An 11,052-nucleotide genomic window follows, 5' to 3' on the forward strand; every position below is an offset into this window, starting at 1 on the left:
TCGGCCCTGAAGGGGCCTCGTCCTCAAACGCCGGACGGGCTGAAAATGCACGTCCCGGCGTGGCAGAGGGCGGGTGGGCTGAAAGTGCACGTCCCGGCGTGCCAGAGGGCGGAGGGGCCGGCGGGCTCTACCGCACCGCCATTGCCATGCGCGTTCCCGCCAGTGCTCGGGGTGAGTTGTCCGGTGGGCGGCGTACCGGGTGGACCGTGTTCGCCAGGAGCACCACGAACGTGTCCGTCGCCGGGTCCAGCACCAGCGACGTCCCCGTGAAACCGGTGTGGCCGGCCGCGCCGTCGCCCGCCAGCTCGCCCATGAACCACGGCTGGTCCACCGCGAACCCCAGCCCCGGCGGCGTCAGCAGGAGTTCCACGAAGTCGGGGCCGAGGATGCGGGCGGTGCCGTACGAGCCGCCCGCCAGCAGCGTCCGGCAGAACACCGCCAGGTCGTCGCCGGTGGAGAACAGCCCCGCGTGACCGGCCACCCCGCCCAGCGCCCACGCGTTCTCGTCGTGCACCGCGCCCCGCAGCATCCCCCGGTCGGCCTTCGCCCACGGCCGCCGCTGGTCCTCGGTGGCCGCAGCGCCGGGGCAGGGGCCGAACCCGGTGGCCGTCATCCCCAGCGGACGGGTGATCCCCTCCTGCACGAGGACGTCGAGCGTGCGGCCGGTCAGCCGCTCCAGGAGCTGCTGGAGCAGCAGCATGTTCAGGTCGGAGTACAGGTACTCGCCCGGCACGGCCGCCGGGGCCTCCGCGCGCAGCATCGCCATCCGCTCCGCGACGCCGGCGCAGTCGTACAGGGGCAGCTCGGGCCGCAGCCCCGAGGTGTGCGTGAGCAGCTGGCGGACGGTGACGCCGTGCTCGGCGGCCCCGCGGAAGTCCGGCAGATAGGCGCCCACGAGCGCGTCGATGCCGAGGGTGCCGCGCTCGATCTGCTGCACCGCCGCGACCGACGTGAACAGCTTGGTGAGGGACGCCAGGTCGAAGGGCGTGTCCACGGTCATCGGCGCCCGCTCCCCGACGGGCAGGTCCACGCCCGCGTCGGCCGCCGGGTCGTACGCCGAGTACCGCACCGCCCAGCCCGTCGCCTCCCGCACCGCGATCACCGGGCCGCGCCCGGCGACCACCACGGCGCCCGCCGCCCACGGGCGGTCCCCGGCGATGGCGTCCACGACGTCGCGGACGAGCAGCCGCGTCTCCTCGGGGTCGAGGCCGGCCCGCTCCGGGGTGCCGACGCGCAGTCTCGGGGTGCTCAGCTCTCCTCCTGCGTTCCCGCATGCCAGGGACGGCACAACATCACGAAACAGGCCGCCGCCACCAGCACGGCCGTCAACTGGACGACGGCCATCGGGACGGCGGTGCGCTCCCCGGCGACGCCGACGAGCGGGGACGCGATCGCCCCGATGAGGAAGGACGACGTGCCCAGCAGCGCCGAGGCGGAACCGGCGGAGTGCCGCACGCGCATCAGGGCGAGCGTCTGGGCGTTGGGCAGGGTGACGCCCATCGCGGACATCAGCACGAACAGCGCGACGGCCACCGGGGCCAGCCCGACCTCGCCGAACACGCCGGTCGTCAGGAGCAGCAGGGCCGCCGCGGCCGCCGTCACCGTCGCCAGCCCGACGGCCAGCACCCGGTCCAGCCGCACCCGGCCCACCAGCACCTTGCCGTTGAGCTGGCCGATCAGCACCAGCCCGACCGAGTTCGCGCCGAACAGCAGGCCGAACGTCTGCGGCGAGGCGCCGTAGATCTCCTGGACCACGAAAGGCGAGGCGGAGATGTACGCGAACAGCGCGGCGAAGGCGAAACCGCCCGTCAGGAGGTAGCCCGCGAAGGGCGGATCGGACAGGAGCCGGCGCATCGCGCGCAGCGCCTCGCTCACCCCGCCCTGGTGCCGACCGGCGGCGGGCAGCGTCTCCGGCAGTCTGGTCCACACCAGCACGGCCAGCGCCAGCCCCACCGCCGCGAGCAGCACGAACACCCCCCGCCAGTCCGTGCCCCGCAGGATCTGCGCGCCGATCAGCGGCGCCACCACCGGGGCGACCCCGGAGATCAGCATCAGGGTGGAGAAGAAGCGGGCCATCGCCACGCCGTCGTACAGATCACGCACCACGGCCCGCGCGATCACGATCCCGGCCGCGCCCGCGAGGCCCTGCACCAGCCGGAACCCGACCAGCGCCTCCACCGTCGGCGCCAGCGCGCACAGCACGGTCGCCACGACGTACACCGCGAGCCCGGCGAGCAGGGGACGCCGGCGCCCCCACCGGTCGCTCATCGGCCCCACCACCAACTGCCCCAGCGCCATGCCGGCGAGGCACGCCGTGAGCGTGAGCTGCACGGTCGACGCGGAGGCGTGCAGCGAGCGGGTGACCTCCGGCAGCGCCGGGAGGTACATGTCCATCGACAGCGGGGGAGTGGCCGTCAGACCGCCCAGCACGAGTGTGACGAGCAGTCCGGTCCGGCGTCGCTCCCGCGCCGGCGGCGCCACGGCCGTGTCCGGCGCCTGGTGCACGGCCCCACCCTCCGGCATACGGTCGCCCCTCCCTCTCCGACGTCTCGGCCACCTATGCTCTCAGCTCGAACACACTGCTGGGACGGCACGAGGGCGGGGCGCGGTATGACGACGGACACGGTGCGGTGGGGCATCCTGGCGACCGGCGGGATCGCCGCCGCGTTCACGGCGGACCTGATCGACCTGCCCGACGCCGAGGTCGTGGCCGTCGCCTCGCGCACCGAGGCCTCTGCGAAGGCGTTCGCGGACCGGTTCGGCATAGCCCGCGCCTACGGCGACTGGGGCGCCCTCGCCGCCGACGAGGACGTCGACGTCGTCTACGTCGCCACCCCGCACGCCGCCCACCGGGCCGCCGCCGGACTCTGCCTGGAGGCGGGGCGCAACGTGCTGTGCGAGAAGGCGTTCACGCTGAACGTGCGCGAGGCCGAGGAACTCGTGGGGCTGGCCCGGTCGGGCGGCCGCTTCCTCATGGAGGCCATGTGGATGTACTGCAACCCGGTCATCCGCCGCCTGAAGGCCCTCGTGGACGACGGCGCGATCGGCGACGTCCGCACCGTGCAGGCCGACTTCGGCCTCGAGGGGCCCTTCCCGCCCTCGCACCGGCTGCGTGACCCCGCCCAGGGCGGCGGCGCCCTCCTCGACCTCGGCGTCTACCCGGTCTCCTTCGCCCACCTGCTGCTCGGCGAGCCGTCGGGCATCGCCGCCCAGGCCGTCCTGTCCGCCGAGGGCGTCGACCTGCAGACCGCGCTGGCCCTGTCCTGGGACTCCGGCGCGCTCGCCGCACTGCACTGCTCTGTCTCCGGCGGCACCGGCACCACCGCCTCGGTGACCGGCTCGCGCGGTCGCATCGACGTTCCGGCCGGCTTCTTCCACCCCGACCGGATCGTCCTGCACCGCGCCGGGCACGACCCCGAGGAGTTCGCCGCCGACCCGGCCGACGGCCCCCGCACCACGTTCCGGCACGAGGCCCGCGAGGTCATGCGCGCCCTGCGGGCCGGCGAGACCGAGTCCCCGCTCGTCCCGCTCGACGGCAGTCTCGCCGTCATGCGGACCCTGGACGCGGTCCGCGAGCGGATCGGCGTCCACTACCCCAGCGAAACCACCTGACACCCCCACCCGGCCGCCCCGCCCGCCCCCGGCGGGGACGACCCCACCCGGCCGAGCCGACTGTGCCCGGCGGGGACGGCCAAGCCCGGCCGAGCCGACTGTGCCCGGCTGAGCCGACCGGGCCCCCGAGCTGATCGCGCCCGCCGAGCCGCCCCCCGCCGGGACGGTCCCGCCCCGCCCCGCCCCGTCCCGGTGGGCTGTGGTTACCGAGACGGAGCGTCTCACTCGCTTGGTACCGTCGGGGCATGGTCACCCAGCCCGGAAAGCCGGCCCCCGACACCGCCCGCCGCAGCGAACGGTCACGGCGCGCGATCTACGAAGCCGCCCTCGCCCTCGTCGCGGAGGTCGGCTATCCGAAGACCACCATCGAGGGCATCGCCGCCCGGGCCGGCGTCGGCAAGCAGACCATCTACCGCTGGTGGGGATCGAAGGCCGACGTCCTGCTGGAGGCCTTCCTCGACCTCGGCGAGCAGGCGGCGCGGGAGGCGGGCGCGGCGGAGCACGAGCCGTACGCCATCCCCGACACCGGCGATGTCGCAGCCGACCTCAAGTTCGTGCTGCGGGCCACCGTCGACCAGCTCACGGACCCCAGGTTCGAGGCGCCCTCCCGGGCCCTGGCCGCCGAGGGCGTGGTCGACGAGCAGGTCGGCCGCGAGTTCACCGAGAAGCTCCTGGAGCCGTCCCTGCGGCTCTACGCGGACCGGCTGCGCGCCGCCCAGGAGGCCGGTCAGGTCCGTGCCGACGTCGACCTGCGCATCGCCCTGGAGTTCTTCGTCTCGCCGCTCGCCCAGCGCTGGCTGCAGTACACCGGCCCGATCTCCTACGAGTACACCGACGCCCTCGTCGACTACGCCCTGCACGGGCTCGCCCCGCGGTGACCGAGCACCGCATGGGTCACTCTGGCCCCACCCGTACCACCTGCACCACCTGCCCCGATTCACGGCTCCGGCCCCCCGATGCGCAGGATGGTGGGACCATGAGGCATGCTGTCCGCACCACGGCGAGGCGAGGGGACAGATGAGCGCGGAGTTCGGCGGCCGGACCGGCCTGTGGGGCAGGATGTCGGAGTGGCTGCGCACCAGCGGCCCGACGGAGATCGCAGGCGAAGACGGCCGTGAGGACCTGCTGCTGGCCGCCGCCGGAGCGGGTCTGCCGCTCGCGCCCGCCGCGCATCCGGCCCCCGGCTACGGCTGTTCCTGCGACCGGGTCGGCTGTCCGACCCCTGGCCGGCACCCGGTGTCGTTCGCCTGGCAGACGCAGTCCACCACCGACCGCGCGCAGATCGAGCGCTGGGCCCGCCATCAGCCGCAGGCCAACTTCATCACCGCCACCGGCATCACGCACGACGTCCTCGACGTGCCCCTGGACGCGGGGCGGGCGGCCCTCGAGCGGCTGCTGGACGCCGGCGTCGAGGTCGGCCCGGTCGCCGTCAGCGACGACGGGCGGCTGCTCTTCTTCACCCTCACCCGCGGCACCCCCGAGGACGAGGACGAGTGGTGGCCCTGCGAGCTGGACTGCCGCCCCGAGACCATGGACGAGCACCCCGGCCTGCGCTGGCACTGCCGGGGCTCCTACGTGCTCGTGCCGCCCGCCCGGCTGCCCGGCGACGACGGACGGAGCGTGCACTGGCTGCGCGGCCCCGAGCACCCGCTGCCCGACCCGCTGACGCTCCTGGAGAGCCTCACCGACGCGTGCGCCCGTCACGCCGAAGAGGCGCCGGACCACAGCGCCGGCGCCTGGCCCCTGCACCGCTGAGCGCCCGGGGCGTCCGGACCCGTCGCCGAGCCCGTCCCGCCACCCGTCCGCGCCGTGCGGCGGCGCGTCACTCGCCCTTCGCCGCAGTGAGCCCCTCGAGTCGGCTGAGCAGCGACACCTTCCCCCCGGCGGAGCCCTTCGCGGGGGCCAGGGCGACCTCGTTGGCGACGAACTCCATCGTCAGCGACTGCTTGATCTCACCCGTCGTCAGCGCCCGCACGCTCTGGTTCGGTGTGGGCACCGCGGCGCCCGCAGCGGCCGTCTGCTTCACGTAGTGGTGCGTGGTGAAGAACACCAGCGCCCCGCCGTCCGTGGTGCGCAGCGCCAGCGGCGCGTAGTCGCCCTCGGTGAGCTGCTCGTCGATGTACTGCGTCGCGAGCCCCGGCCGGCTGGCGTTCTTCGTGCGGGTGGCGCGCAGCGCGCTGGTGTACGCGCCGTCCGCGAAGGGGCCGCCGCCGCTCTGCAGGTACGCGGAGTAGTCCTGGCTCAGGTCCCCGGGCGCGAGCGCCAGCCGTGAGGTGTCGGCGGGCACCGCCTGCGCCCAGCCGTCCTCGTCCTTCGCGAACGTCGGCAGCGAGCCCGGCGCCACCAGCGTCAGGTAGGTCGCCTGCCACGGCTGGGACAGCGCGTCGCGGGTGAACACCAGCAGCCAGCGCGCGTCGCCGCCCTTGTTGCCCTTGGCGTCGGCGACGAACCAGCGCGGCCAGCCGGCCTTCTCGGGGATCGTGTACGACACGTCCGACAGCACCAGCGGCTTGTGCTCGGGGTTGCCGTTCGGGTTGTTGACGCGTCCCGCCTTCAGACGCGCCGCGTCGATGGCCCGCAGGGCGCCGGCGGTGTACGCGGCGTCCAGGGAGGCGTCGTACGCCGCGTCCGCCTTGTTGTACGCGGACGTGAACCGGTCGACCGCCTGCGCGGCCTCCTTCGCCGTGGCGCCGGGGAGCACCTCGCGCTCCCCGTGGACCACGACGCAGCCGCTCGCCAGGAGCGAGACGGCGGTGAGCGAGGCCGCGGTCAGTGCGAACCGGTCACGTCTTCGGGGCCTGCGCCTGCCGGGAGCCCCGAGCGTCGTGAGGCTGCGTTCCCTGCTCATCAGGTGACTTCACCTTCCCCTTCCCGGAGGCGAACCCTACCGGGGCGAGGAACAGCGCGAGCGTCGGGATCAGGTAGAGCAGCCACACCGTGACCTGGACGACCGTCGGATCGGGCTGGAAGTTGAACACGCCCTTCAGCAGCGTCCCGTACCAGCTGTCGGGCGGGATCGTGTCGCTGACGTCGAAGGCCTTGTCCGTCAGACCCGGGATCCAGTCGGCCTCCTGGAGGTCGTGGACGCCGTAGGCGAGCACGCCGGCGGCCACCACGACGAGCATGCCGCCCGTCCAGGTGAAGAACTTCGCCAGGTTGATCCGCAGCGCTCCGCGGTAGAACAGCCAGCCGAGCAGGACGGCCGTCGCGAGGCCCAGCGCCACGCCGATCAGCGGGCGCGGGGTGCCGTCGCCGGCCGCGTGCACCGACGCCCACACGAACAGGGCGGTCTCCAGGCCCTCCCGGCCCACCGCGAGGAACGCGGTGGCGACCAGCGCGCCGGTGCCCATGGCGAGGGCCGCGTCCAGCTTGCCGTGCAGCTCCGCCTTCAGGTGCCGGGCGGTGCGCCGCATCCAGAACACCATCCACGTCACCAGACCGACCGCGACGATCGACAGCGAGCCGCCGAGCGCCTCCTGCGCCTCGAACGTCAGCTCCTGCGAGCCGAATTCGAGGACGCTGCCGAAGGCCATGGCGATGAGCACCGCGACGGCGATGCCTGCCCACACCGGCTTCAGGGCGTCCCGGCGGTCGGTCTTGACCAGGTAGGCGATGAGGATGCAGACGACGAGGCTGGCCTCGAGGCCTTCGCGCAGTCCGATCAGGTAGTTGGAGAACACGGCTACGCCTCCTTGGAGAACAACGTCCGGCCCCACCAGTCGTCCTTGTCGCGGACGCCCGGCGGGACGGCGAAGACGGCCGAACCCACGTGCTGGATGTACTCGTTGAGCGCGTCGGTCGCCAGGTGGCGCTGGATGCGGATGAATCCGTTGCTCACGTCGCGCATGTAGGCGAGGAAGAAGAGCCCCGCCTCCAGCCGGCCCAGACCGTCGGTGCCGTCGGTGAAGGAGTAGCCGCGGCGCAGGATCGTCGACCCCTGGTTGGAGTCGGGGTGCGCGAGCCGGACATGCGCGTCGGGCTTCATCGCCTTCAGGAACGGCTCGTCGTGCTCCTTCGCCTTGCCCACCGGGGCGCCTTCGCCCTTGTCACGGCCGAAGATGTCCTCCTGCTCCTGCAGCGAGGTGCGGTCCCAGGTCTCGATGTGCATCCGGATGCGCCGGGCGACGAGGTAGGAGCCGCCCGTCATCCAGTCGGGACCGTCCTTCTCGCCGACCCACACGAACTTCTTCAGCCGGTCGGTCTCGGTGCCCGCGATGTTGCGGGTGCCGTCCTTGAAGCCCATCAGGTTGCGCGGGGTCTGCGCGTCGGGCGTGGTGGAGGAGGTCTTGCCGAAGCCGAGCTGCGACCAGCGGATGACGACCTTGCCCATGCCGATCCGGGCCAGGTTGCGGATCGCGTGGACGGCGACCTGCGGATCGTCCGCGCAGGCCTGCACGCACAGGTCGCCGTTGCTGCGGGCCGCGTCGAGGGCGTCCCCGGCGAAGGCGGGCAGGTCGACGAGTGCGTCCGGCCGCCGGGCGGCGAGGTCGAACTTCGTGAACAGGGACGGTCCGAAGCCGACGGTCAGGGTCAGCCGGGACGGCTTGAGGCCCAGCGCCTCGCCGGTGTCGTCCGGCGGGGCCTCGGGAAGGCCGCCGAACGCGCCCTCGCCGACCGCCTTCCCGGCCGTCATCCGGCGGGCCGCCTCGGTCCAGTCCTTCAGCAGCTGGACGAACTCGGCGCGGTCCGTGGTCGTCACGTCGAACGCGGCGAAGTGCAGGCGGTCCTGCACGGGCGTGGCGATGCCCGCCTGGTACGCGCCGTGGAAGTCGACCGCGGCGCCCGCGTCGGCGGCGACCGGTTCGACGTCGTTGCCTGTGCGGGTCATCGCGACCGCTCCGCCCGCCGCGGCGGCGCCGAGCGCGAGCCCGGCCCCGCCCCAGCTGATCAGCGACCGTCGCGACGGGCTGGCGCCCTGGGTGTCCGACTCCGTCATGTCCTGGCCCCTCGGATGCTGTTCGGTTACTTGGCGACGGCGGCGGCGAGCTTGGACAGGGGCTCCGCGAGCGCGTTGACCCCGTCCGACAGCTTCTTGCGGTCGGCGGCGCCGACCTTGTCGTACGAGGTGAACTCGTAGGACGTGGCGTTCGGCCGGTAGGCGTCCAGCAGCGCGTTCAGCGCGGCGAACTGCTTGTCCAGCTCGGTGACCAGGGCCGGGTCGTTCTCCTGGGCGACCGGCTTCAGCAGCTCGTACGACTTCTGCGCGCCCTCGACGTTGGCCTTGAAGTCGACGAGGTCGGTGTGCGAGTAGCGCTCCTCCTCGCCGGTGACCTTGCCGGTGGCGACCTCGTCGAGGAGCTCCTTGGCGCCGTTGGCCATGGAGGTCGGGGTGATCTCGGCCTTGCCGACCCGCTTCTGCCAGTCGGTCAGGTCGGTCACGAGCTGGTCGGCGAGGGTCTTCTCCTCGGCGCCGATCTTCTTGTCCTGCCAGAGGGCCTTCTCCAGCCGGTGCCAGCCGGTCCACTTCTGGCCGGCCTCCAGGCCGTCGGCGCGGACGTCGACCTTCGGGTCGATGTCGCCGAAGGACTCCGCGACCGGCTCGGTGCGCTCCCAGCCGATGCGGGAGGGCGCGTAGGCCTTCTTCGCGGCCTCGAGGTCGCCGGCCTTGACCGCCGCGACGAAGGTCGCGACCTTGGGCAGGGTCTCGTCGGCCTGGGCCTGCGCGTAGGAGCGGTAGGCGGCCACGGCCTTGTCCAGACGGGGGTCGCGCTTGGCCGCCGTGCCGCCGGTGACCTTGAGGTCCTGGCGGATGCCGTCGCCCTTCATGCCCGGCTTGCACGCGATCTCGTACGTGCCGGCCTTCACCTCGGCGGTGACCCGCTGCTTGGTGCCCGGGCCGATGTTCTCGCGCTCGCTGACGACCCTGTCGTCCGGGAAGAGGATGTAGACCTCGGTGACCTTGGAGCCCTTGTTCTCGATGGCGAGCTCGACGTGGCCCGCGGAGATCTCCTTCTTGGAGGTCTCGCACTTGGAGTCGGTGGCGGTCACCGCGATGACCCGCTCGCCGTCCTCGTCCCCGCTTTTCGAGGTGCAGGCCGTGACGGCGGTCAGGGCCGTCACCATGGCGACGGCGGTGACGACGGAGAGTCTGGCGGCTCGCATTCGGGCTCCCAGCGGTGGCTGAAAAATCACGTGACAGGGCTCACACGGATTGGTGAGGCTCGCCTAACTTATCCAAGGCTTACCTGCGTAATACCCGTCCGGGCCGTGATTCAGCTCTCATAGACGCTGTAAGAGCACGAGGTGATCACGGAGTGCCAAAACGGACGTCAAGAACGAGTCAAAGAAAATTCAAAGATTCCGTTTTCGAGACCAACGAGATCGCCGTGCGCGACCGCCGGCAGTGCTTCAATTCCCCGGTGACTGATTACGACGTGCTCCGCGTCTTCTGCGCGCCGAACGGCGGCTACGGCAACGAACTGGGCGTGGTGCGCGAGGGCTCGGTGCTGCCCGAGCGCGAGGACCGGCAGGAGCTCGCGGCCAAACTCGGCTTCAGCGAGACCGTGTTCGTCGACGACCCCGAGCGCGGCGTCATCGACATCTACACGCCCACCACGCGGCTGCCGTTCGCGGGCCACCCGTGCGTCGGCGTCGGCTGGCTGCTCGACGTGCCCGAGCTCGTCACGCCCGCCGGGGTCGTCGGCACCCGGCTCGACGGGGAGTTCACCTGGATCGAGGCCCGCGCCGAATGGGCCCCGCCGCGCACCCTGCGTCAGTACGCCACCGCCGCCGAGGTCGACGACCTGCCCGTGCCGCCGAAGGGCGAGTGGATCTACGCATGGGCCTGGGAGGACGAGCCCGCGGGCCGGATCCGCGCCCGCGGCTTCCCCGGCCGCGACGACGGCGTCGAGGAGGACGAGGCGACGGGCGCCGCGGCGCTGCTGCTCACCGAGCGCCTCGGCCGGGCCCTGAACATCACCCAGGGCGCCGGCTCCCAGATCCTCACGGCCCCCCAGCCGTACGGCTGGGTGGAGATCGGCGGGCGGGTGTTCCTCGAACGTTGAGCCCTCCGGCTGGGCGTGGGCGTCCGTACGGGTGGTGTGGCGTGTGCGCGCGGAGGCGAACGGGGACCACTGGGCGTGATCGCTCAGCTCCGTGAGAGGAACACCATGCGCATCCGTTCAGTCCTCGCCGCCACCGTCCTCGGCCTCGCCCTCGCCGCCGCCGGCGCGACGGCCGCCACCGCCGACGAGGGTCCCCGCGAGCACCACCACCACTTCGGCGGGGACAAGGGCGTCTGCAGCCCGTACATCGGCGCGGTCGACACGGTCTCGGCCGACATCTTCTGGGCCGGCAAGCACTGCGACCGTTTCTGACCCCACGCCGGGCGCCCACGCCGGGCGCGGCGACGGGGGCCCACCCCGAGCGAGCACACCGGGCCCCCGCGCCCCCCCCCCACCCCCCACGCCACCACCCGCCACCCCAACAACCGCCCCACCC

The 11,052-nt window shown here is 72.9% G+C and carries 11 protein-coding genes; 5 read left to right on the top strand and 6 right to left on the bottom strand.

Going from position 1 to position 11,052, the window contains the following annotated elements; all coding sequences use genetic code 11:
• Nucleotides 1-127: 127 nt before the first annotated feature.
• Nucleotides 128-1,288 carry a serine hydrolase domain-containing protein gene (locus ABT300_RS10695; RefSeq protein WP_351673909.1) on the bottom strand — a complete coding sequence of 387 codons (1,161 nt, stop codon included), beginning with the start codon at nucleotides 1,286-1,288 and terminating at the stop codon, nucleotides 128-130.
• Nucleotides 1,249-2,523 (bottom strand): multidrug effflux MFS transporter, encoded by a 1,275-nt coding sequence (locus tag ABT300_RS10700; RefSeq protein WP_351673911.1) that lies wholly within the window; start codon nucleotides 2,521-2,523, stop codon nucleotides 1,249-1,251. Before ABT300_RS10700 ends, ABT300_RS10695 begins: the two co-directional genes overlap by 40 nt.
• Nucleotides 2,524-2,610: 87 nt before the next feature.
• On the opposite strand from ABT300_RS10700, the gene ABT300_RS10705 reads away from it, so the two are divergent.
• From ABT300_RS10705 to ABT300_RS10715, 3 genes are all read left to right on the top strand, one after another.
• Entirely contained in the window at nucleotides 2,611-3,612 is a 1,002-nt protein-coding gene (locus ABT300_RS10705) for a Gfo/Idh/MocA family protein (protein WP_351673913.1), read from the top strand.
• Between the two features lie 245 nt (nucleotides 3,613-3,857).
• The gene (locus tag ABT300_RS10710) at nucleotides 3,858-4,490 is read left to right on the top strand and encodes a TetR/AcrR family transcriptional regulator (protein WP_351673915.1); all 633 of its coding nucleotides are present in this window, start codon (nucleotides 3,858-3,860) and stop codon (nucleotides 4,488-4,490) included.
• Between the two features lie 139 nt (nucleotides 4,491-4,629).
• A complete protein-coding gene (locus ABT300_RS10715; RefSeq protein WP_351673916.1) occupies nucleotides 4,630-5,367 on the top strand; it encodes a bifunctional DNA primase/polymerase in 738 nt (245 codons plus the stop codon).
• 67 nt (nucleotides 5,368-5,434) lie between these two features.
• Here ABT300_RS10715 and ABT300_RS10720 read toward each other — a convergent pair whose 3' ends face one another.
• From ABT300_RS10720 to efeO, 4 genes are read right to left on the bottom strand one after another with little or no spacing between them, the layout of a single operon-like run.
• Nucleotides 5,435-6,460 carry an SCO2278 family lipoprotein gene (locus tag ABT300_RS10720; protein ID WP_351673918.1) on the bottom strand — a complete coding sequence of 342 codons (1,026 nt, stop codon included), beginning with the start codon at nucleotides 6,458-6,460 and terminating at the stop codon, nucleotides 5,435-5,437.
• Nucleotides 6,396-7,292 (bottom strand): iron uptake transporter permease EfeU, encoded by an 897-nt coding sequence (efeU, locus tag ABT300_RS10725; protein ID WP_351673920.1) that lies wholly within the window; start codon nucleotides 7,290-7,292, stop codon nucleotides 6,396-6,398. Before efeU ends, ABT300_RS10720 begins: the two co-directional genes overlap by 65 nt.
• 2 nt (nucleotides 7,293-7,294) lie before the next feature.
• Complete coding sequence (gene efeB / locus ABT300_RS10730; protein WP_351673921.1) at nucleotides 7,295-8,548, bottom strand: iron uptake transporter deferrochelatase/peroxidase subunit; 1,254 nt, start codon at nucleotides 8,546-8,548, stop codon at nucleotides 7,295-7,297.
• Between the two features lie 26 nt (nucleotides 8,549-8,574).
• Entirely contained in the window at nucleotides 8,575-9,714 is a 1,140-nt protein-coding gene (gene efeO, locus ABT300_RS10735; RefSeq protein ID WP_351673923.1) for an iron uptake system protein EfeO, read from the bottom strand.
• A 257-nt stretch (nucleotides 9,715-9,971) separates the two neighbouring features.
• Here efeO and ABT300_RS10740 point away from each other — a divergent pair, with 257 nt between their 5' ends.
• Nucleotides 9,972-10,616 carry a PhzF family phenazine biosynthesis protein gene (locus ABT300_RS10740; protein ID WP_351673924.1) on the top strand — a complete coding sequence of 215 codons (645 nt, stop codon included), beginning with the start codon at nucleotides 9,972-9,974 and terminating at the stop codon, nucleotides 10,614-10,616.
• A 105-nt stretch (nucleotides 10,617-10,721) separates the two neighbouring features.
• On the top strand, nucleotides 10,722-10,928 hold the full coding sequence (locus tag ABT300_RS10745; protein ID WP_351673925.1) for a hypothetical protein: 207 nt from the start codon (nucleotides 10,722-10,724) through the stop codon (nucleotides 10,926-10,928).
• The last annotated feature ends 124 nt before the right edge of the window (nucleotides 10,929-11,052 follow it).

This window comes from Streptomyces sp. NPDC001027 (assembly GCF_040299045.1).
Taxonomy (GTDB): domain Bacteria; phylum Actinomycetota; class Actinomycetes; order Streptomycetales; family Streptomycetaceae; genus Streptomyces.